This window comes from Burkholderia stabilis (genome assembly GCF_001742165.1).
Classification (GTDB): domain Bacteria; phylum Pseudomonadota; class Gammaproteobacteria; order Burkholderiales; family Burkholderiaceae; genus Burkholderia; species Burkholderia stabilis.
The window spans coordinates 3,491,708-3,513,285 of sequence record NZ_CP016442.1; the positions used below are offsets into that span (position 1 = coordinate 3,491,708).

A 21,578-nucleotide genomic window follows, 5' to 3' on the forward strand; every position below is an offset into this window, starting at 1 on the left:
TTCATGGTGTTGCGCCGTTCAGTGGCGGCCGGTGCTGCCGAAGCCGCCTTCGCCGCGATCGCTTTCCGCGAAGTCGTCGACGATGTTGAACTGCGCCTGCACGACCGGCACGATCACGAGCTGCGCGAGCCGTTCGAACGGATTCAGCACGAACTCGGTCTGGCCGCGGTTCCACGTCGAGATCATCAACTGGCCCTGGTAATCGGAGTCGATCAGGCCGACGAGGTTGCCGAGCACGATCCCGTGCTTGTGGCCGAGGCCCGAGCGCGGCAGGATCAGCGCCGCAAAGCCGGGATCGGCGAGGTGGATCGCGAGGCCCGTCGGCACGAGCGTCGTTTCGCCCGGCTGCAGCGTGACCGGCGCGTCGAGGCACGCGCGCAGGTCGAGGCCCGCGCTGCCGGTGGTGGCGTAGGCGGGCAGGTAGTCGCGCATGCGCGCGTCGAGAATCTTCAGGTCGAGTTTCATGCGGTCGTCGAATCGGTCGGGAAGGGCGCGGCAGCGATGGCCGCCGCGCGGGAGATCAGATCAGGCGGTTGTCGGGCAGGCGCTTCGCGATTTCCGCGACGAGCGCATGCGCGAGTTCGTCCTTCGGTGCGCGCGGCAGGCGCGTGAGGCCGGCCGCCTCGAACAGCACGACTTCGTTGTCGTCGCGGCCGAACGTCAGCGGGCCGAGGTTGCCGACGAGCAGCGGCACGTTCTTGCGCTTGCGCTTCTCGTCGCCGTGCACGTCGAGGTCGCCGCTTTCGGCCGCGAACCCGACGCAGAACGGCGGGTCGGGCAGTGCCGCGACCGACGCGAGGATGTCGGGATTCTCGACGAACGCGAGCGCCGGCATCTTGCGGTCGGCCGATTTCTTCATCTTGTGTTCGGCCGGCTGGTCGACGCGCCAGTCGGCGACCGCGGCCACCGCGATGAAGATGTCGGCGTCGTTCACGGCGTGCATCACCGCGTCGTACATCTGCTGCGCGGTCTGCACATCCTGGCGGTAGACGCCCCACGGCGTGTCGAGCGCCACCGGCCCCGCGACGAGGTGCACGTCGGCACCGGCCTGCTGCGCGGCGCGCGCGAGCGCGAAGCCCATCTTGCCGCTCGAACGATTAGTGAGGCCGCGCACGGGGTCGAGCGGCTCGAAGGTCGGCCCGGCCGTGATCAGCACGCGCCGGTGCGCGAGCACCTTCGGCGCGAAGTGCGACACGATCGCTTCATAGATCGCCTCGGGCTCGAGCATGCGGCCATCGCCGACTTCGCCGCACGCCTGCGCGCCCGAATCCGGGCCGAGCACCGACACGCCGTCCGCGCGCAGTTGCGCGGCGTTGCGCTGCGTGGCCGGGTTCTGCCACATCTGGCGGTTCATCGCGGGGACGACGAGCAGCGGACAGTCGCGCGCGACGCACAGCGTCGACAGAAGGTCGTCGGCGAACCCGTGCGCGAGCTTCGCGAGGAAATCCGTCGACGCGGGCGCGATCACGATCGCGTCGGCTTCGCGCGACAGGTCGATGTGCGCCATGTTGTTGTCGATGCGCGCGTCCCACTGGCTCGTATAGACGGGCCGGCCGGACAGCGCCTGCATCGTGACGGGCGTGATGAATTGCGTGGCGGCTTCGGTCATCGCGACCTGCACGGTCGCGCCTGCCTTCGTGAGGAGCCGCGTGAGCTCGGCGATCTTGTAGCAGGCGATACCGCCCGTCAGGCCGAGAACGAGGTGTTTTCCTGCGAGTTCTGCGTGTGCCAACTCAGGCCTCCAAGGGTCGAACGGGACGGCCGGCGGCCGGTGCGAGGCCGGCCGTCGACGCCGAGTATGCGCGTTTAGCGCGAGCCGCGCACGCGACGCAGTTCGTCGTAGATCAGCAGCACCGCGCCGACCGTGATCGCGGAATCGGCGAGGTTGAACGCCGGGAAGTGCCAGGCGCCGAGGTGGAAATCGAGGAAGTCGATCACGTGACCGTACACGAGCCGGTCGATCACGTTGCCGAGCGCGCCACCGAGGATCAGCGCGAGCGACACGCTGAACAGCCGCTGGTGGCCGTGGCGCTTCAGCAGGAAGCAGATCACGAGCGTCGCGCCGATCCCGAGCGCGGTGAACGCCCAGCGCTGCCAGCCGCTCGCGGTCGACAGGAAGCCGAACGCGGCGCCGCGGTTGTACACCAGCACGAGGTTGAAGAACGACGTCAGCGCATGCTGCGCGCCATACGCGAACGTTTTCAGGATCGCGATCTTCGACAGTTGATCGAACAGGATCACGATCAGCGAAATACCGAGCCAGGGCGCAAGCGCGCCGCTGGCCGGTTTCGACAGGGTTTTCGCCATAGTTAAGCAGCGCTCCGGATTTCGCCGTTTTCAAACAGGTTCGAGAAGCAGCGGCCGCACAGCGTCGGATGATCGGCGTGCGCGCCGACGTCCTCGCGGTAGTGCCAGCAGCGTTCGCACTTCTGGTACTTCGACGCGGCCACGTCGACGCTTTCCTGCGCTTCGTCGTCGACCTTGACGACCGTCGCGGCCGACGTGATCAGCACGAACTTGAGATCGTCGCCGAGGCTCGTGAGCGCGTCGTAGCGCGCGCCGCTCGCATGCACGGCCACTTCGGCCTGCAGCGACGAACCGATGCGGTTCGCGGTACGCGCTTCCTCGAGCGCCTTCGTCACGTTGCCGCGCACTTCGCGCAGCAGCGCCCACTTCTCGATCAGCGCGGCCGAGCCGGCCACTTCCGGATACGCGTAGTAGGTTTCCGTGAAGATCGTCTCGCTGGCCGGCTGGAACACCTTCCATGCCTCTTCCGCCGTGAACGACAGGAACGGCGCGAGCACGCGCAGCAGGCCGTGCGTCAGGTGGTACAGCGCAGTTTGCGCGGAGCGGCGCGCGCGCGAATCAGCCGCGCTCGTGTACAGGCGGTCCTTCAGCACGTCGAGGTAGAAGCCGCCGAGATCTTCCGAGCAGTACGTCTGCAGCTTCGCGACGACCGGGTGGAATTCGTACTTCTCGTAGTGGCCGAGCAGTTCCGCCTGCAGCTGCTCCGAGAACGCGACCGCGTAACGGTCGATCTCGAGCCATTCGCCGACGGGCACCGCGTGCTGCGCGTAGTCGAAGTCCGACAGGTTCGCGAGCAGGAAGCGCAGCGTGTTGCGGATGCGGCGATAGCCTTCGGTCACGCGCTTCAGGATTTCTTCCGAGATCGCGAGCTCGCCCGAATAGTCGGTCGATGCGATCCACAGGCGGATGATTTCCGCGCCGAGACGGTTTGCGACCTCATGCGGGTCGATGCCGTTGCCGAGCGACTTGCTCATCTTGCGGCCTTCGCCGTCGACCGTGAAGCCGTGCGTGAGCAGGCCCTTGTACGGCGCGCGGCCGTCGATCATCGACGCGGTCAGCAGCGACGAGTGGAACCAGCCGCGATGCTGGTCCGAACCTTCGAGGTACAGGTCGGCCGGGAACTGCAGCTGATCCTTGTGCGAGCCGCGCAGCACGTGCCAGTGCGTCGTGCCCGAGTCGAACCACACGTCGAGCGTGTCGCGGTTCTTTTCGTACAGGTTTGCGTCGTCGCCGATCAGCTCGCGCGGGTCGAGCGTCTGCCATGCCTCGATGCCCGACTGCTCGACGCGCTTCGCGACTTCCTCGAGCAGCTCGAGCGTGCGCGGGTGCAGCTCGCCGGTTTCCTTGTGCACGAAGAACGCCATCGGCACGCCCCATTGACGCTGGCGCGACAGCGTCCAGTCGGGACGGTTCGCGATCATGCTGAACAGCCGCTGCTTGCCCCACGACGGGTAGAACGCGGTCGCGTCGACGCCTTCGAGCGCCGTTTCGCGCAGCGTCTTGCCGCCGTCGCGCGGCGTGACGTCCATGCCGGCGAACCACTGCGACGTCGCGCGGTAGATGATCGGCGTCTTGTGGCGCCAGCAGTGCATGTAGCTGTGCGTGTACTTCTCGCTGCGCAGCAGCGAGCCGGCCGCGTTCAGCGCCTCGACGATCTTCGGGTTCGCATCCCAGATCGACAGGCCGCCGAACAGCGGCAGCGATTCGATATAACGACCGTCGCCCATCACCGGGTTGATGAAGTCCGAGTCGGTCATCCCGTGTGCCTTGCAGGACATGAAGTCCTCGATGCCGTACGCGGGCGACGAGTGCACGACGCCGGTGCCCGTGTCGGTCGTCACGTAGTCGCCGAGGTAGACGGGCGCGGTGCGCTTGTAGCCGGGGTGGGCCGATGCGAGCGGGTGGTGGAAGCGCAGGTTCGCGAGCTTCACGCCGGGAGCGGTCGCGACCACGCGGCCGGTCAGCTTGAACTCTTCCATGCACGCGGCGACGCGCTCTTCCGCGATGATCAGCAGCCCGCGCTCGGTGTCGACCAGCGCGTAGACGATTTCCGGATGCAGGTTCAGCGCCTGGTTCGCGGGAATCGTCCACGGCGTGGTGGTCCAGATCACGATGCCGCCTTCGGCGCGCGGCAGCGCCGGCAGGCCGAACGCCTGCGCGGTCTTTTCCGGTTCCGCGAACGCGAACATCACGTCGATCGTCGGGTCGGTGCGGTCCTTGTACTCGACTTCCGCCTCGGCGAGCGCCGAGCCGCAGTCGAAGCACCAGTTCACCGGCTTCAGCCCGCGATACACGTAGCCCTTCTCGATGATCTTGCCGAGCGCGCGGAGCTCTTCCGCCTCGTTGACGAAGTTCATCGTCTTGTACGGGTTGGCCCAGTCGCCGAGCACGCCGAGGCGCTTGAAGCCGACCTTCTGCTTCTCGATCTGCTCGGTCGCGTACGCGCGCGCCTTGCTCATCACTTCGGCTGCCGGCAGCGACTTGCCGAACTGCTTCTCGATCTGGATTTCGATCGGCATGCCGTGGCAATCCCAGCCCGGCACGTACGGCGCGTCGAAGCCGGCCATGTTGCGCGACTTGACGACGATGTCCTTCAGGATCTTGTTGACCGCGTGGCCGAGGTGGATGTCGCCGTTCGCATACGGCGGGCCGTCGTGCAGGATGAACTTCGGCCGGCCCTGGCTGGCCGCGCGGATCTTCTCGTAGAGGCCGCGCTCTTCCCATTCCTTGACCCACTGCGGCTCGCGCTTGGGCAGGTCGCCGCGCATCGGGAACGGCGTGTCGAGCAGGTTGACCGGATACTTGGCCTGCGGTTTCGAATCGGCTTTCTTGTTGCTCATGATGGGATCGCTATCAAATCGGGGGACGCTCGTGCGTCGTGAATCGAGGGTGCGCGCGCGTCGGCGGCGCGCGGGTTGCGGCGCGGGGCGCCGCTGGCCGGATCAGCTAATTCGGTCGGTGGCCGACGTCGAGAAGCCCGTTGCGCGGCTGCCCGGCGCACGGTCGCGCTCGATGAAATATGCGCGCGCATTCGCGACGTCGAGTGCGATCGCGCGCGACAGCGCTTCGAGATCGTCGAACTTCGCCTCGTCGCGCAGCTTCTTCAGGAATTCGACGCGGATGAGCTTGCCGTACGCGTCGCCGTGCCAGTCGAGCAGGTGGACTTCGAGCAGCACGCGGCCCGAATCGTCGACGGTCGGGCGCAGCCCGAGGCTCGCGACGCCCGGCAGCGGCGCGGGGCCGAGACCGTGCACCTGCACGACGAAGATGCCCGCGAGCGCCGGCCGCTTGTGCGCGATCGGCAGGTTCAGCGTCGGGAAGCCGAGGTCGCGGCCGAGCTTCAGCCCGTGCGCGACGTGGCCGCTGATCGCGTAACCGTGGCCGTGCGCCTGCGCGGCCGCGTCGAGATCGCCGGCCGCGAGCGCGGCGCGCACGCCGGAGCTGGAGATGCGCGTGCCGTCGCTGCCGGCCACCGTGCCCATTTGCTCGACCTCGAAGCCGTATTGCTCGCCGGCCGCCTTCAGCGTATCGAAGGTGCCCGCGCGCTTCGCGCCGTAGCAGAAATCGTCGCCGACCATCATCCAGCGCGTATGCAGCCCGCCGACGAGCGTACGCTCGACGAATGCCTGCGGCGACTGGCTCGCGAACGTGTGGTTGAAGTGCTCGACGACCACGCGGTCGACGCCGTGCTCGCGCAGCGCCTCGAGCTTGTCGCGCAGCATCGCGATGCGCGGCGGCGCGCCGGCCGGGTTGAAGAATTCGCGCGGATGCGGCTCGAAAGTCATCACGCACACGGGCAGGCCGCGCGCGTCCGCTGCCGCGCGCACGCGCGCGAGCAGGGCCTGGTGGCCGCGATGGACACCGTCGAAGTTGCCGATCGTCAGCGCGCACGGGGCGCGGCTCTCGGCGTTGGGCAGGCCGCGGAAGACTTTCACGATAGCGGATGCAGCGTCGGGGAATGGGCGGTGGGATGCCGCAAAGCAGAAGATTATAAACGTTCGGGCGGGCCGGCGGCCGAGAAGGCGGGAAACGCGGGGGCGAATGGTAAAATTCGCGGATGAAAAAACTCGTGATCCTGATTTCCGGTCGCGGCAGCAACATGGAGGCCATCGTCCGCGCGTGCGCGCAGGAACGCTGGCCAGCCGAAGTTGCGGCCGTGATCGCCAACCGGCCCGATGCGGCCGGCCTGGCTTTTGCTGCGTCGCACGGGGTGGCGACCGCGGTGGTCGACCACCGGTCGTTCGACGGCCGCGACAGCTTCGACGCGGCGCTCGCCGCCGAAATCGACCGCTTTGCCCCCGATCTCGTGGTCCTCGCGGGCTTCATGCGCATCCTCACGCCGGCATTCGTCAGACGATACGAAGGCAGGCTGCTGAACGTCCACCCGTCGCTGCTGCCGAGCTTCAAGGGCATCCACACGCACCAGCAGGCGCTCGACGCGGGCGTTGCGCTGCACGGCGCGACCGTGCACTTCGTCATCCCCGAGCTCGACAGCGGCGCGATCGTCGCACAGGGCGCCGTGCCCGTGCGCGCGGGTGACGATGCGGCCGCGCTCGCGCAGCGCGTGCTGTCGGTCGAGCATGTGCTGTATCCGCGTGCGGTGCGCTGGTTCGTCGAGGGGCGTTTGCGCCTCGAGAACGGCCGGGCAGTGGTGGCGCCGGAAGAGGCGCGCTGGATTTTCGCGGATCAACCGCAAACCGAAACGAGTGAGGGCGTATGAAGCTGCACGGATTCCTGATTGGCCAGACCGAGACCTTGCTCGCTGAGGTGCTGAAATTCGCCGGCCCCGCCGATGCGACCACGAGCCGGTTCTTCCGCGCGCACCCGAAGCTCGGGCATGCCGAGCGCGGCGTGATCGCCGAGGCCGTGTTCGCGGTGCTGCGCCGGAAGATGGAGTTTTCGCACCTGGCCGAGAGCGGCACGGGCACGCCCGCGCGGCGTCTCACGCTGCTTGGCCTGATGCAGACGGCAGGCCGCAACGCGCTGAGGCCGTTTTTGTCCGACACCGAGTCCGCATGGCTCGAGCACGTGTCGAAGATCGATCCGGCGAGCCTGCCCGTGCGCGTGCGCACGAACCTGCCCGACTGGATCCACCAGGCGTTGTCGGCCCGTTTCGACGCCGAGGAGCTCGCGCAGCTCGCCGCCGCGCTGAACTACCCGGCGCCGCTCGACCTGCGCGCCAACGCGCAGAAGGCAACCCGCGACCAGGTGATCGACGCGCTGCGCGCGAACGGCATCGATGCGGGGGCGACGCCGTTCGCGCCGTTCGGCGTGCGCGTCAACGGCAAGCCGGCGCTGACGCGCCTGAAGCTGTTCGAGGAAGGCCAGATCGAGGTGCAGGACGAGGGCAGCCAGCTGCTGTGCTCGCTCGTCGCGCCGCGCCGCGGCGAGATGGTCGTCGATTTCTGCGCAGGTGCGGGCGGCAAGACGCTGGCGCTGGGCGCGATGATGCGCTCGACCGGGCGCCTCTATGCGTTCGACGTGTCGGAAAAGCGTCTCGCGAAGCTGAAGCCGCGCCTTGCGCGCAGCGGGCTGTCGAACGTGAACCCGGTGCTGATCGACAGCGAGCACGACGCGAAGATCAAGCGTCTCGCCGGCAAGATCGACCGCGTGCTGGTCGACGCGCCGTGCAGTGGCCTCGGCACGCTGCGCCGCAATCCGGACCTGAAGTGGCGCCAGTCGCGCACGGCGATCGACGAACTGGTGCCGAAGCAGGCGTCGATCCTCGCGAGCGCCGCGCGCCTCGTGAAGAAGGGCGGCCGGCTCGTCTACGCGACCTGCAGCGTGCTCGACGCCGAGAACGAGCGCATCGTCGAGCAGTTCCTGGCCGACCATCCGGAGTTCGTGCTGGTGCCCGCGCAGAAGGTGCTGGCCGACCAGCGCATCGAGATCGAGACCGGCGACTATCTGTCGCTGTGGCCGCATCGTCACGCGACCGACGGCTTCTTTGCCGCCGTGCTCGAGCGGCGCGCGCAGTAACGGCAGCCCGGACGGACGATGGAGAACCTGCAGAACCGCCTGCTGTCGCACCGGCTGGCTTCGGTGATTCGCGACTTTCACCAGCCGGTGATGATCTGGCAGGCGGCGATTCTCGTCGGCGCGCTGTGTTTCGCTTGGGTGGCCGCGCGCTTCGTGCACGGCCGGATCGACGCGCGCCGCCGGGCGGCCGGACGTGCGCCCGGCGCGGGCGCGCAGAGCCTGAAGCGCGCGTTGTTCCCGTTGTTCGGCGGCATCTTCGTGGGCGCTGCGCAGCTCGCGTTCGACCCGTTCATGTCGACGTCGCTGCTGTCGCTCGCGCTCGTTCCGTTGTTCGGCATCGGGCTGATCTACGTGCTGTTCTTCTTCGCGCGGCGCGTGTTCGCGCGCGACGGGCACACGCATGCGTGGCTGTCGATCGTCGAGAAGATCGTGTCGACCGTCGTGTGGGCCGCGATGGTGCTGACGGTGCTCGGCATCCAGCGCGACGTGATCGCGTGGCTCGACAGCGTGCAGTTCCGCGTCGCGAATGCGCACCTCACGCTGATGTCGCTGATTTCCGGCGCGCTGTGGGTGTGCGTGACGCTGATGGTCGCGATGTGGCTCGGCTCGGTGCTCGAGGAGCGCCTCGCACGGGCGAGCACGCTCGACGCGAATCTGAAGGTGGTGCTGTCGCGGGTCGGCCGCGCGCTGCTCGTGTTCGCGGCGGTCCTGATCGGGCTGTCGCTCGTCGGCATCGACGTGACGGTGCTCGGCGTGTTCGGCGGGGCAGTGGGCGTGGGCCTCGGCTTCGGGTTGCAGAAGATCGCGAGCAACTACGTGTCGGGCTTCATCATCCTGCTCGACCGCTCGCTGCGGCTCGGCGACGCGATCAGCGTCGGCGGGCTGCAGGGCGTCGTCACGCAGATCCGCACGCGCTATACGGTCGTGCGCGGCCTCGACGGCAACGAGACGCTGATCCCGAACGAGAAGCTGATCACCGACGTCGTGCAGAACCAGTCGTCGTACCTGACGCGCGGTTATGCGAAGGTCGCCGTGCAGGTCGCGTACACGAGCGACGTCGAGCACGCGCTCGCGTTGCTCGCCGACGCCGCGAAGGGCGTGCCGCGCGTGCTGACCGAGCCCGCGCCGACCCCGTATCTCGTCAGCTTCGGCGCGGACGGGATCGACCTGGAGCTCGGCTTCTGGATCGAGGATTCGGCGAAAGGCACGTCGGGCGTGCGTTCGGCCGTGAACCGCAACATCTGGCGGCTGTTCAGCGAGCACGGGATCTCGATCCCGTTTCCGCAACGCGAAGTGCGTGTCGTCGGGTTGCCGGACGGCTTTCCCGCCACGAATGCCACGGCCGGCGACGGCGCGGCAGACGGGCGCGCGCCGGCAGCGTAGCGCGCGTCGGCCGTCAAGTGGGTTGACCCCGCGGCCGGAACCGGATCGCGGGCGTCTCCAAGTCCGCCTCTGGACTGCTTGCGTTGCGCCAGGGCAAGAAAATGTTCATTTTTTACAAAGACTTGGAACGGTTGAAGTAAAATTCTGGTCTACACGCGGTATGCTTTCATTTTTCTGACGTCTGCGTGAGCCGGCGTCGCTCTCTCATCACAGGTAACTGCCTTGTTGAATTCCCTGCTCGATTTTCTTTCCCACGGGCTCCTGCGCTTTTCGTGGTGGCAGGTCGCGCTGTTCGCGCTCGCCGTCACGCACGTCACGATCATCGGCGTGACGGTCTACCTGCACCGCTGCCAGGCGCACCGCGCGCTGGAGCTGCATCCGATCGCGAGCCACTTCTTCCGCCTCTGGCTGTGGATGACGACCGGCATGCTGACGGGGCAGTGGGCCGCGATTCACCGCAAGCACCACGCGAAGTGCGAGACCGAGGAAGATCCGCACAGCCCGCAGACGCGCGGCATCTGGAAGGTGTTCCTCGAGGGCGCCGAGCTCTATCGCGCGGAAGCGAAGAATGAAGAGACGATGTGCAAGTTCGGGCACGGCACGCCGAGCGACTGGATCGAACGCAATCTCTATTCGAAGTACCCGATCCTCGGCATCAGCATCATGATGGTGATCGACGTCGCGCTGTTCGGCGTGCTCGGTCTGACCGTGTGGGCCGTGCAGATGGTCTGGATCCCGTTCTGGGCGGCTGGCGTCGTCAACGGCTTCGGTCACTTCTGGGGCTATCGCAACTTCAACTCGGCCGACGCGAGCACGAACCTGTTCCCGTGGGGCATCGTGATCGGCGGCGAAGAGCTGCACAACAACCACCACACGTTCGCGACATCGGCGAAGCTGTCGAACAAGTGGTACGAGTTCGACATCGGCTGGATGTACATCCGCATCATGTCGGCGTTCGGCCTCGCGAAGGTGAAGAAGGTCGCGCCGACGCCGCGCCTGAACAAGCCGAAGATGGTGCTCGACCAGGAAACGCTGCAGGCCGTGCTGTCGAACCGCTACGAAGTGATGGCGCGCTACGGCAAGGCCGTGAAGCGTGCGTACGCCCAGGAGCTCGCGCACCTGAAGGAGCTCGGTTCGAGCGAGAAGTACCAGCTGATGCGCGGCGCGCGCAAGTGGTTCCACAAGGACGCCGACGGCCTCGACGAGCCGCAGAAGAAGCTGCTGCCGGAAATCTTCGCGAACAGCCAGAAGCTGCATACGTACTTCCAGCTGCGCCAGGATCTCGCCGCGATCTGGGATCGCTCGACCGCATCGCGCGAACAGCTTCTCGCGCAATTGCAGGATTGGTGCCATCGCGCAGAACAAAGCGGCATCAAGGCGCTGCAGGAATTCGCGACACGCCTGCGTCGCTACGCCTGATTCGAAATCGATTAGAATCTGAGGACGTCACAAACCCCGCGTTGGCGGGGTTTTTTCATTTGGGCCGCCCGTTTTCGAGGGGGCGATCAGACGATCCGCAGGGCTGCGCCTTGCATGGGATTTGAGCCAGGCGCTGCGCGCCAACTCGGATCGACCGCAAAGCATGGGGTCCAGGCAAGCGCTGAAGCGCGAATTTGGGTCGACTGCAAAGCATGGGGCTCAGGCAAGCGCTAAAGCGCTAACTTGGGTCGACCGCAAAGCATGGGACCCAAGTAAGCGCTAAAGCGCCAACTTGGGCCGACCGCAAAGCATGGGACCCAAGTAAGCGCTAAAGCGCTAACTTGGGTCGACAGGAGATATGGAGATGCAATCGACGATCAAACCCGTCGAGTACGACCGTCCGGTCGCGGCAGGCGCGGTCTGCGGTGTCGGACAGGCATGGGCAAAAGTACCCGATACGCCGTCCCCGGAGGAGCGCGCCGCGCTGAAGGCACGCATCAAGGCATTGCTCGTACGTGAAAAGGCCGTGCTGGTCGCACACTACTACGTCGATGCCGAATTGCAGGAACTGGCCGACGAAACAGGCGGCTGCGTCGCCGATTCGCTCGAAATGGCCCGCTTCGGCCGCGATCACGACGCGCAAACGCTCATCGTCGCCGGCGTGCGCTTCATGGGCGAAACCGCGAAGATCCTGAGCCCGAACAAGCGGATCCTGATGCCCGATCTCGATGCGACCTGCTCGCTCGACCTCGGCTGTCCGGTCGACGAATTCTCGGCATTCTGCGATGCGCATCCCGACCGTACCGTCGTCGTCTACGCAAACACCAGCGCGGCCGTGAAGGCGCGCGCGGACTGGATGGTCACGTCGTCGATCGGCCTCGAGATCGTTGCCGATCTGCACGCGCGCGGCGAGAAGATCATCTGGGCGCCCGATCGCCATCTCGGCAGTTATATTCAGAAGAAAACCGGCGCGGACATGCTGCTTTGGCAGGGTTCGTGCCTCGTGCACGACGAGTTCAAAGGTATCGAGCTCGACCTGCTGCGCGCGGAATATCCGGACGCGAAGGTGCTCGTGCATCCCGAGTCGCCGGAAAACGTCGTCGCGCAGGCCGATGTCGTCGGTTCGACCACGCAACTGATCGACGCGGCGGTCAAGTTCGACGCGAAGCGCTTCATCGTCGCGACCGATCTCGGCATCCTGCACAAGATGCAGCTCGCGGCGCCCGGCAAGACCTTCATCGCCGCACCGACGGCCGGCAACAGCGCAACCTGCAAGAGCTGCGCGCACTGTCCGTGGATGGCGATGAACGGCCTCGCGAACCTCGCCGACGTGCTCGAACGCGGTCACAACGAGATCTTCGTCGATCCCGCGATCGGTGAACGCGCACGCTTGCCTATCGACCGGATGCTCGATTTCGCAGCCGCACACAAGAAGCGCGTGCAGGCGAGCGGCGATCTGCAGCGCGACCAGCAACTGTTTGCGAACGTGGGGGCGGCATGATGAACGGCTCTCACGCTCAGATCCGGTCGCTGGCCCCCGAAGGCGCAGCCCCGGCTGAAGGCGGCGCGACGAGCGCCGTATCGCCGTTGTTCGACATCGTCCGCGAGCAATACGGTGCGGCATTCGACGACGCGATCGCGCGCAACGTCGCCGATGCGCTCGCGGAAGACGTCGGCACTGGCGACCAGACCGGACGGCTCGTGCCGGCCGGCGGGTGCCGCCGCGCGCGCATCATCGTGCGCGAGGAAGCCATGCTGTGCGGTGTGCCGTGGTTCGAGGCCGTGATCGGCCGTATCGATCCGTCGATCACCGTGCAATGGCGCTATCGCGAAGGCGACCGGATGACGCCCGATTCGATCGTCTGCGAGCTCGAAGGGCCGGCGCGCGCGCTGCTGACGGCCGAGCGCAACGGGCTGAACTTCCTGCAGTTGCTGTCGGGCGTCGCGACCGCGACGCGCCGCTACGTCGATCGCGTCGAAGGCACGCGCGCGAAGATCCTCGATACGCGCAAGACGCTGCCGGGCCTGCGGCTCGCGCAGAAATACGCGGTGCGCGTCGGCGGTGGCGAGAACCAGCGTCTCGCGCTGTACGACGGCATCCTGATCAAGGAGAACCACATCGCGGCGGCGGGCGGCGTCGGCGAGGCGCTCGAGGCGGCGTTCGCGCTGAATTCGGGCGTGCCGGTGCAGATCGAAGTCGAGACGCTCGCACAACTCGACACGGCGCTCGCGCATCGCGCGCAATCGGTGCTGCTCGACAACTTCACGCTCGACATGATGCGCGAAGCAGTGCGCGTGGCAGATGGCAAGGCCGTGCTCGAAGTGTCGGGTGGCGTCAATTTCGACACGGTGCGCGCGTTCGCGGAGACGGGTGTCGATCGCATCTCGATCGGCGCGCTGACGAAGGACGTGCGTGCGACCGACTATTCGATGCGGATCGTCGACTGACCGTACATCGTTCGATCAGACAAAAAAGCCGTTGGCGCGCAAACGCCAACGGCTTTTTTCTTGTGTGACTGCAGCCGGGAAGGGCGCGCCGCTCAGCGACGCGCGCGCGGCGTGAGCACGCTCGGCAGCGCTTTGGGCAGCGTGTGCGGCCAGTCGCGGCTGTAGTGCAGCCCGCGGCTTTCGCGGCGCGAGTGCGCGCTTTTCACGATCAGCGTCGCGACGTCGACGAGGTTGCGCAGTTCGAGCAGGTCGCGCGTCACGCGGAAGTTCGCGTAGTACTCGTGGATCTCGTCGCGCAGAAGAGACAGCCGGTGCTTCGCGCGTTCGAGACGCTTGTCGGTGCGCACGATCCCGACGTAGTTCCACATCAGGCGGCGCAGTTCATCCCAGTTGTGCGCAACGACGACTTCCTCGTCCGCATCCGACACGCGGCTTTCGTCCCACGCAGGCAGTGTGGCCGGCGTTTCGGCGTCGAAGCCGGCCGCCTCGATCGCCTCGGCCGCTGCGCGGCCGATCACGAGGCATTCGAGCAGCGAGTTGCTCGCGAGCCGGTTCGCGCCGTGCAACCCCGTGTACGAGGTTTCGCCGACCGCATACAGGCCTGCAAGATCGGTGCGCCCGGCGAGATCGGTCACGACGCCGCCGCAGGTGTAGTGCGCGGCCGGTACGACGGGAATCGGTTCTTTCGCGATGTCGATGCCGAATTCGAGGCAACGCGCGTGGATCGTCGGGAAGTGCTCGCGCAGGAATGCTTCCGGCTGATGGCTGATGTCGAGATACACGCAGTCGATCCCGCGCTTCTTGATCTCGAAGTCGATCGCGCGCGCGACGATGTCGCGCGGCGCGAGTTCGGCGCGCGGATCGTGCGCGGGCATGAAGCGCGTGCCGTCAGGCAGTTTCAGCAGGCCGCCTTCGCCGCGCACGGCCTCCGAAATCAGGAACGATTTCGCATACGGATGGAACAGGCAGGTCGGGTGGAACTGGATGAATTCCATGTTCGATACGCGACAGCCCGCGCGCCACGCCATCGCGATGCCGTCGCCGGTTGCCGTGTCGGGGTTCGTCGTATACAGGTAGACCTTGCCGGCGCCGCCCGTTGCGAGCACCGTATGCGGCGCCTCGATCGTGATCGTGCGGTCGTTGTCGACGTCGAGCACATACAGGCCGTGACAGCGGCGGCCGGGCAGGCCGAGCCGGGACGACGTGATCAGGTCGATCGCGTGATGGTTTTCGAAGAACGTGATGTTCGGATGCTGGCGCGCACGCTCCGACAGCGTTGCGAGCACCGCATGGCCGGTCGCGTCGGCCGCGTGGATGATGCGGCGGTGGCTGTGGCCACCTTCGCGCGTCAGGTGGAAGCCGAGCTCGGCTGCGTCGTCCTTCGTGAACGGCACGCCTTGCGAGATCAGCCATTCGATCGCTTCGCGGCCGTGCTCGACGATGTAGCGCGTCGCGCCTTCGTCGCACAGGCCGCCACCGGCGACCAGCGTGTCGTCGACGTGGTTCTCGATGCTGTCCGCCGAATCGAGAACGGCCGCGATGCCGCCCTGCGCGTTATCGCTGGCCCCCTCCATCATCGAACGTTTCGCAATCAGCGCGACGCGTCGCGTGCTGGCCAGGTTGAGAGCGACCGACAGCCCTGCCAGGCCGCTGCCGACGATCGCCACGTCGAATTTCATGCTGCATCTCCATCGTTACGCTTTTGATCTTGTGCGTTCCGGCGGCCATGGCCGCGGAAAGGGGAGAGCATACCGCGTCGGGCCCGAGCGTGCGCGCAAAACAAAAAGCCCCGCATGTGCGGGGCTTTTTGGTCGCCGTCAGGCTGGCAGAAACCGGAGATTACTTGATCTTGGTTTCTTTGTATTCCACATGCTTGCGGACGACGGGATCGAACTTCTTGATCGCCATCTTTTCCGGCATGTTGCGCTTGTTCTTCGTGGTCGTGTAGAAGTGACCCGTACCAGCGGTCGACTCAAGCTTGATCTTGTCGCGGGCGCCTTTTGCCATGATTGTGCTCCTTGGGCTTAGGCTTCGCCGCGTGCGCGCAGGTCAGCGAGCACGGAATCGATGCCGTTCTTGTCGATCAGGCGCAGGCCGGCGTTCGAAACGCGCAGGCGCACCCAGCGGTTTTCGCTCTCTACCCAGAACCGGCGGTTTTGCAGGTTCGGCAGGAAGCGACGCTTGGTCTTGTTGTTGGCGTGGGAAACGTTGTTGCCGCTCATCGGCGCTTTCCCAGTTACTTGGCATACGCGTGCCATGAGAGCACTCCTAATACGCTAAATTCGGGGTTCGATCGCCGGTGAAGGTTCCATCGTACCGCCACGTGATCCATGGCTGCACTCAGAACGCCGTAGCCCTTGCAGACAAGGCCCTTCGATGGCTAGAACTGGTTGGAAAAAATACAGACGACGATTCTAGCAGAAAAAGTTCAGGAAAATCAAACCTAATTTCGCTTCGTCGTTGCGGCGCCCCGGGGGCGGGCTGCCGAGGCCGCAGTCTACAGCCAACCGGCCCGTGCGAACGAGAAAGTATCGTTGGTGCCGATGACGATGTGGTCGAGCAGCCTCACGTCGACGAGCGTGAGCGCATCTTGCAGCACGCGGGTCAGGCGGCGGTCTTCCGCGCTCGGCTGTACCGCGCCCGACGGATGGTTGTGCGCGACGATCAGCGCCGCGGCGTTGTGCGACATCGCGCGGCGCACGATCTCGCGCGGGTAGACCGCCATGCGCGTGAGCGAGCCGCGCGTGCTTTCCTCCATCTCGATCAGCCTGTTGCGGGCGTCGAGATACACCGTGACGAACACTTCGTGCGGGCGCGTACCGATCTTCAGCCGCAGGCAATCCTCCACCGCGCCGGGCGAGTCGATCGGCAACCGCTCGCGCGCTTTCTGCTCCAGCATGCGCCGCGCGATCTCGGTGACCGCGACCAGCCGCGCGGAGCGCGCGGGGCCGATGCCGGGATGCGCCTGGAATTCGTCGGCCGTGGCCTCGATCAGGCCGCGCAGCGTCTCGAACCGGGCCAGCAGGGCGTCGGCGCTGTCGAATACGCTGTGCCCGCGCTGGCCCGAGCCGAGCAGCAGCGCGATCAGTTCAGCGTCGGTCAGGGCCGCGGCTCCACGCTCCAGCAGCCGTTCGCGCGGCAGGTCGGGGTGCCAGTTCCGCGGACGGCGCTTGCGCAGCCGGTTCGTGCGGGCGCGGCGGGCCGGGTCGGCCGGCGCATCGGCGGCATCGCGGCATTCGGCGGGCGGCAGGATGAGGCAGGGTGACAGCATCGTCGAAACTCCATTGGCGGCGGGCGGTGTGCGCGACGTCGTCGCACTTTCCGCCTTGCGCGCTCAGGTGACTTACAATATTGGCTTTGCGCCGGGCCTTTCGGCCGTTTCGCGCGCCGACTGAACGAGTAATTCATGAGCCTCATCGATCTATCCGAAGTGAAGCCCGGTTCCCACGTCACGTTGCATTACCGGCTGGCACTGGCCGACGGCGCCGACATCGTCAACACCTTCTCCGACAAGCCGGCCACGCTGCTGCTCGGCGCGGGGCAACTGGCGCCCTCGCTGGAACAGATTTTGATCGGGCTCAGGGTCGGCGACCACTCGACTTATCAGCTAACGCCGGAACAGGGGTTCGGTCCCCGCAATCCCGACATGCTCCAGCGCGTGACGCTGTCGACGCTGCGCGAGAACGGGATGGTCGGCGACGATTTCACGCCGGGCGAGCTGATCGAGTTCAACGCGCCGGACGGCGGACGGTACGCGGGGGTGCTGAAGGAAGTCAGCGAAACCTCGGCGCTGTTCGATTTCAATCATCCGCTCGCGGGCCAGGCGCTCACGTTCGAAGTGAAAATCATCGGAATCCTGTAATCATGAGCACCACCGATACGCTGTCCGGGCAGACCGTCGCCGCGGATGCCGAAATCCTGCTTGCCCAACCGCGAGGCTTCTGCGCGGGTGTCGACCGCGCGATCGAGATCGTCGAGCGCGCGATCGCGATGCACGGTGCGCCGATCTACGTCCGTCACGAAATCGTCCACAACAAGTACGTGGTCGAGGATCTGAAGAAGAAGGGCGCGATTTTCGTCGAGGAACTCGAGGAAGTGCCGGCCGGCAACACCGTGATCTTCAGCGCGCACGGCGTGTCGAAGGCCGTGCGCGACGAGGCCGACGTGCGCGGGCTGCGCATTTACGACGCAACCTGCCCGCTCGTCACGAAGGTGCACGTCGAAGTGGCGAAGATGCGCCAGGACGGCGTCGACATCGTCATGATCGGGCACAAGGGTCACCCGGAAGTCGAAGGCACGATGGGGCAGGTGGAGCGCGGCATGCATCTCGTCGAGAGCGTCGAGGACGTGCAGAAGCTCGAACTCGCCGATCCCGAGCGCATCGCGCTCGTCACGCAGACCACGCTGTCCGTCGACGACGCGGCCGAGATCATCGCGGCGCTGAAGTCGAAGTATCCGAAGATCCGCGAGCCGAAGAAGCAGGACATCTGCTACGCGACGCAGAACCGCCAGGACGCGGTGAAGTTCATGGCGCCGCAGTGCGATGTCGTGATCGTCGTCGGAAGCCCGAACAGCTCGAATTCGAGCCGCCTGCGCGAAGTGGCCGAGAAGCGCGGCGTGGCCGCGTACATGGTCGATGCACCCGACCAGATCGATCCGGCATGGGTTGCCGGCAAGCGCCGCATCGGCGTGACGGCCGGCGCGTCGGCGCCCGAAGTGCTCGCCCAGGCCGTGATCGCGCGGCTGCGCGAGCTCGGCGTGCGCAATGTCCGCGCGCTCGACGGCATCGAGGAAAACGTGTCGTTTCCGCTGCCGCGCGGGTTGAACCTGCCGCCCGCCGCCTGATTGCCGCATCGCACCCGCGGAACACCGAAGCGCGCCTCCCGGCGCGCTTTTTTTTCGTGTGTGGAAACCGCGATAGCAACCATTATTCGTCATTACGGTGCAACCGGGTTGCTCCAATCGTTTCAGACTGTCTCTCAAAATTGGTTGCAATGCAGGAAAACCCCATCGAATCAGGATTATTGGCGTCCTATAAATGGAGTTACAATGCGCCCGTTTTCAGGCCGGAATGGCTTTGAAATCGGATTTTGGCAAGGCGCGGGAGACCATTCAATGCATGTGAAGTTGGCTTACGCCGTGTCCGTCGCCGCACCGGTTGCAATGCTTGCCGGGTGCAGCAAAAAGAGCGACGACGGGGCGGGCAGGAAAGCTGCGGTGTTCGCGGCACCGCCGGCCAGCGGCGTGCGCGTCGCCGGAACCGGTCGTGCGGCGCCCTCGGTGCGCCGTATCGCGCAATTGGGCAAGGACAAGGATAACGGGGCACGTTTGACGATAGAGGACATCAACGCGCTTGGCCTGACGATCGGCCGGACCGCGGGTGCGCAGGCTGCATCGCGGCAAACGGCTGGTCGTGACGTGACGGCGGCCATGTGTGCCGCGCGGCGGATGCCGGCGTCGGGCTATGCGCAGATGTCGGCGTCGCCCCTTCATTTCAATTCGACGACACAGCGTGGCGCCGCGACCGATCGTGTCACGGCGCGCAACCCGATCTGCCCGGGTGCGGGGCTTGCTTCGCTTCGGACGGGAAAAGGTTCGGACGCCGGGCAACCGGACGACGGCCGATTCGGCATGCTGCCCTACGACTTCAAGGAGGCCACGACCACCGTCCTCGATGTCGTGACGATTTAGCGACAGGACTCATGACGGCACCGGAACAGTGCGGTGCCGTTTTTGTATCCGCTCCGGCGGCAGGTCCGGCCGTACAGGCCGGGCGGCGCGCGCCGGGACGATCCACCCTTACCGGTATCGACTAGTACCCGCAGTGTCGCCGAGAAGGCGCGATTCCTCGCTTACCCGCGGGGCGCAACGTCCTCCGGCAGCACGGGCCAAGGAGCTTTAAATGGATATTTTCGTCCAGCAGGTTCTCAACGGGCTGGTGCTCGGCAGTGTGTACGCCATCATCGCGTTGGGTTACACGATGGTGTACGGCATTCTCGGCATCATCAACTTCGCGCACGGCGACGTGCTGATGATTGGCGCGATGGTCGCCCTGTCAGCCATTACCGTGCTGCAGAACCATTTCCCCGGACTCGGCAACGTCGCGACGCTGACGATCGGCCTGGGCATTGCTGCGGTCGTCTGTGCGTTCGTCGGCTTCACGATCGAACGCGTCGCATACCGGCCGCTGCGCCGCGCACCGCGCCTCGCGCCGCTGATCACCGCGATCGGCGTGTCGATCCTGCTGCAGACGGCTGCGATGATCATCTGGTCGCGCAACCCGCTGCCGTTCCCGCAATTGCTGCCGACCGACCCGATCAACGTGATCAAGGCAACCGACACGACGCCCGGCGCCGTGATCTCGGTGACCGAAATCGTGATCATCGCGGTGGCGTTCATCGTGATGGGCGGCCTGCTGCTGCTCGTGCACAAGACCAAGCTCGGCCGCGCGATGCGCGCGATCGCCGAAAGCCCGAACACCGCGAGCCTGATGGGTGTGAACCCGAACTTCGTGATTTCGGCGACGTTCATGATCGGCTCCGCGCTCGCCGCACTGGCCGGCGTGATGATCGCGTCCGAATACGGCAACGTGCACTTCTACATGGGCTTCATCCCCGGCATGAAGGCGTTCACGGCCGCGGTGCTCGGCGGGATCGGCAACCTCGGCGGCGCGATGGTCGGCGGCGTGCTGCTCGGCCTGATCGAGCAGCTCGGTGCCGGCTACATCGGCAACCTCACGGGCGGCGTATTCGGCAGTAACTACCAGGACGTGTTCGCCTTCATCGTGCTGATCATCGTGCTGGTGTTCCGTCCGTCGGGCCTGCTGGGCGAACGTGTCGCGGATCGCGCGTAACGGAAGGGAGCAAACAACATGACATCCATTCAACCGATCGAATCCTCGACGTCGCTCGTCGAAGAGCGCAACACCGCCAAGACCGTCGTCATCGGCCTCCTGACCGCTGTCCTCGTGATCGCGGCGCCGATCATCATCGGCTCGGCCGGCGGCAACTACTGGGTCCGTGTGCTCGACTTCGCGATGCTGTACGTGATGCTCGCGCTGGGCCTGAACGTGGTGGTCGGCTTCGCCGGTCTGCTCGACCTGGGCTACATCGCGTTCTACGCGGTGGGCGCGTACACGGCGGCGTTGCTGAGCTCGCCGCACCTGACCTCGCAGTTCGAGTGGATCGCGGCGCTCGCGCCGAACGGCCTGCACGTGCCGTTCCTGATCATCGTGCCGATCGCGATGGCGCTGGCGGCGACCTTCGGGATCCTGCTCGGTGCGCCGACGCTGCGCCTGCGTGGCGACTACCTGGCGATCGTCACGCTCGGTTTCGGTGAAATCGTCCGGATCTTCATGAACAACCTCGACCGTCCGGTGAACATCACCAACGGCCCGAAGGGGATCACGGGGATCGATCCGGTGCATGTCGGCGGCTTCAACCTGTCGCAGACGCACTCGCTGTTCGGCCTGCAGCTGCCGTCGGTGTACATGTACTACTACCTGTTCGTGCTGTGTTCGCTGCTGGTGATCTGGGTCTGTACGCGCCTGCAGCACTCGCGTATCGGTCGCGCATGGGCGGCCATCCGCGAAGACGAAATCGCCGCGAAGGCGATGGGCATCAACACCCGCAACGTGAAGCTGCTCGCGTTTGCGATGGGCGCATCGTTCGGCGGCCTGTCGGGCGCGATGTTCGGCTCGTTCCAGGGCTTCGTGTCGCCGGAATCGTTCACGTTCTGGGAATCGATCGTGGTGCTGGCGTGCGTGGTGCTGGGCGGCATGGGCCACATCCCGGGCGTGATCCTGGGTGCGGTGCTGCTCGCGATCTTCCCGGAATTCCTCCGCTCGACGATGAGCCCGCTGCAGCATGCGCTGTTCGGTCATGACATCGTCGATACGGAAGTGATCCGTCAGGCGCTGTACGGCCTCGCGATGGTGATCATCATGCTGTATCGCTCGGAAGGCCTGTGGCCCGCGCCGAAGCATGAGGACAAGATCGCGAAACTGGCGAAGCGCAACAGCAAGAAGCCGGTGCGCGCTTAAT

Annotated in this window: 20 protein-coding genes; 11 read left to right on the forward strand and 9 right to left on the reverse strand. The window is 66.0% G+C overall.

What is annotated here, in order from left to right; all coding sequences use genetic code 11:
• Positions 1 to 18: 18 nt before the first annotated feature.
• The 5 genes from dut to BBJ41_RS16245 form a co-directional block, all read right to left on the reverse strand.
• Positions 19 to 465: a dUTP diphosphatase gene (gene dut, locus BBJ41_RS16225; protein WP_069747248.1), complete on the reverse strand. Its 447-nt coding sequence runs from the start codon at positions 463 to 465 to the stop codon at positions 19 to 21.
• 55 nt (positions 466 to 520) lie between these two features.
• Complete coding sequence (coaBC, locus tag BBJ41_RS16230) at positions 521 to 1,732, reverse strand: bifunctional phosphopantothenoylcysteine decarboxylase/phosphopantothenate--cysteine ligase CoaBC (RefSeq protein WP_069747249.1); 1,212 nt, start codon at positions 1,730 to 1,732, stop codon at positions 521 to 523.
• A gap of 74 nt (positions 1,733 to 1,806) precedes the next feature.
• Positions 1,807 to 2,307: a signal peptidase II gene (gene lspA / locus BBJ41_RS16235; protein ID WP_047898830.1), complete on the reverse strand. Its 501-nt coding sequence runs from the start codon at positions 2,305 to 2,307 to the stop codon at positions 1,807 to 1,809.
• A 2-nt stretch (positions 2,308 to 2,309) separates the two neighbouring features.
• The gene (ileS, locus tag BBJ41_RS16240; RefSeq protein ID WP_069747250.1) at positions 2,310 to 5,147 is read right to left on the reverse strand and encodes an isoleucine--tRNA ligase; all 2,838 of its coding nucleotides are present in this window, start codon (positions 5,145 to 5,147) and stop codon (positions 2,310 to 2,312) included.
• 102 nt (positions 5,148 to 5,249) lie between these two features.
• On the reverse strand, positions 5,250 to 6,242 hold the full coding sequence (locus tag BBJ41_RS16245; protein ID WP_069747251.1) for a bifunctional riboflavin kinase/FAD synthetase: 993 nt from the start codon (positions 6,240 to 6,242) through the stop codon (positions 5,250 to 5,252).
• Between the two features lie 122 nt (positions 6,243 to 6,364).
• On the opposite strand from BBJ41_RS16245, the gene purN reads away from it, so the two are divergent.
• The 6 genes from purN (at position 6,365) to nadC (ending at position 13,536) form a co-directional block, all read left to right on the forward strand.
• Positions 6,365 to 7,027 carry a phosphoribosylglycinamide formyltransferase gene (purN, locus tag BBJ41_RS16250; RefSeq protein ID WP_069747252.1) on the forward strand — a complete coding sequence of 221 codons (663 nt, stop codon included), beginning with the start codon at positions 6,365 to 6,367 and terminating at the stop codon, positions 7,025 to 7,027.
• On the forward strand, positions 7,024 to 8,286 hold the full coding sequence (locus BBJ41_RS16255) for an RsmB/NOP family class I SAM-dependent RNA methyltransferase (protein WP_069747253.1): 1,263 nt from the start codon (positions 7,024 to 7,026) through the stop codon (positions 8,284 to 8,286). Before purN ends, BBJ41_RS16255 begins: the two co-directional genes overlap by 4 nt.
• An 18-nt stretch (positions 8,287 to 8,304) precedes the next feature.
• Positions 8,305 to 9,669 (forward strand): mechanosensitive ion channel family protein, encoded by a 1,365-nt coding sequence (locus BBJ41_RS16260; RefSeq protein WP_069747254.1) that lies wholly within the window; start codon positions 8,305 to 8,307, stop codon positions 9,667 to 9,669.
• A 222-nt stretch (positions 9,670 to 9,891) separates the two neighbouring features.
• A complete protein-coding gene (locus BBJ41_RS16265) occupies positions 9,892 to 11,088 on the forward strand; it encodes a DesA family fatty acid desaturase (RefSeq protein WP_069747255.1) in 1,197 nt (398 codons plus the stop codon).
• A 364-nt stretch (positions 11,089 to 11,452) separates the two neighbouring features.
• Positions 11,453 to 12,589, forward strand: coding sequence for a quinolinate synthase NadA (nadA, locus tag BBJ41_RS16270; RefSeq protein WP_069747739.1), 1,137 nt, complete (start codon positions 11,453 to 11,455; stop codon positions 12,587 to 12,589).
• Entirely contained in the window at positions 12,586 to 13,536 is a 951-nt protein-coding gene (nadC, locus tag BBJ41_RS16275; protein WP_418222264.1) for a carboxylating nicotinate-nucleotide diphosphorylase, read from the forward strand. Before nadA ends, nadC begins: the two co-directional genes overlap by 4 nt.
• Positions 13,537 to 13,628: 92 nt before the next feature.
• On the opposite strand, the gene nadB is transcribed toward nadC, so the two are convergent.
• From nadB to radC, 4 genes are all read right to left on the reverse strand, one after another.
• A complete protein-coding gene (gene nadB / locus BBJ41_RS16280) occupies positions 13,629 to 15,215 on the reverse strand; it encodes an L-aspartate oxidase (protein WP_069747256.1) in 1,587 nt (528 codons plus the stop codon).
• 160 nt (positions 15,216 to 15,375) lie between these two features.
• Positions 15,376 to 15,543 carry a 50S ribosomal protein L33 gene (gene rpmG, locus BBJ41_RS16285; protein ID WP_006478046.1) on the reverse strand — a complete coding sequence of 56 codons (168 nt, stop codon included), beginning with the start codon at positions 15,541 to 15,543 and terminating at the stop codon, positions 15,376 to 15,378.
• A gap of 17 nt (positions 15,544 to 15,560) precedes the next feature.
• On the reverse strand, positions 15,561 to 15,794 hold the full coding sequence (gene rpmB, locus BBJ41_RS16290) for a 50S ribosomal protein L28 (RefSeq protein ID WP_004186391.1): 234 nt from the start codon (positions 15,792 to 15,794) through the stop codon (positions 15,561 to 15,563).
• Between the two features lie 239 nt (positions 15,795 to 16,033).
• Positions 16,034 to 16,807, reverse strand: coding sequence for a RadC family protein (gene radC, locus BBJ41_RS16295; protein ID WP_069747257.1), 774 nt, complete (start codon positions 16,805 to 16,807; stop codon positions 16,034 to 16,036).
• Positions 16,808 to 16,942: 135 nt separating this feature from the next.
• Here radC and BBJ41_RS16300 point away from each other — a divergent pair, with 135 nt between their 5' ends.
• The 5 genes from BBJ41_RS16300 to BBJ41_RS16320 all read left to right on the forward strand — a co-directional run bounded on the left by BBJ41_RS16300 (position 16,943) and on the right by BBJ41_RS16320 (position 21,577).
• Positions 16,943 to 17,398, forward strand: coding sequence for an FKBP-type peptidyl-prolyl cis-trans isomerase (locus tag BBJ41_RS16300; RefSeq protein WP_006750052.1), 456 nt, complete (start codon positions 16,943 to 16,945; stop codon positions 17,396 to 17,398).
• Positions 17,399 to 17,400: 2 nt separating this feature from the next.
• Positions 17,401 to 18,381, forward strand: coding sequence for a 4-hydroxy-3-methylbut-2-enyl diphosphate reductase (ispH, locus tag BBJ41_RS16305; protein WP_069747258.1), 981 nt, complete (start codon positions 17,401 to 17,403; stop codon positions 18,379 to 18,381).
• A gap of 270 nt (positions 18,382 to 18,651) precedes the next feature.
• On the forward strand, positions 18,652 to 19,227 hold the full coding sequence (locus BBJ41_RS16310) for an amino acid-binding protein (RefSeq protein ID WP_069747259.1): 576 nt from the start codon (positions 18,652 to 18,654) through the stop codon (positions 19,225 to 19,227).
• A 211-nt stretch (positions 19,228 to 19,438) separates the two neighbouring features.
• Complete coding sequence (locus BBJ41_RS16315; protein ID WP_006488946.1) at positions 19,439 to 20,389, forward strand: branched-chain amino acid ABC transporter permease; 951 nt, start codon at positions 19,439 to 19,441, stop codon at positions 20,387 to 20,389.
• An 18-nt stretch (positions 20,390 to 20,407) separates the two neighbouring features.
• Positions 20,408 to 21,577, forward strand: a complete 1,170-nt coding sequence (locus tag BBJ41_RS16320) for an ABC transporter permease subunit (RefSeq protein ID WP_069747260.1) — start codon at positions 20,408 to 20,410, stop codon at positions 21,575 to 21,577.
• Position 21,578 lies beyond the last annotated feature (1 nt).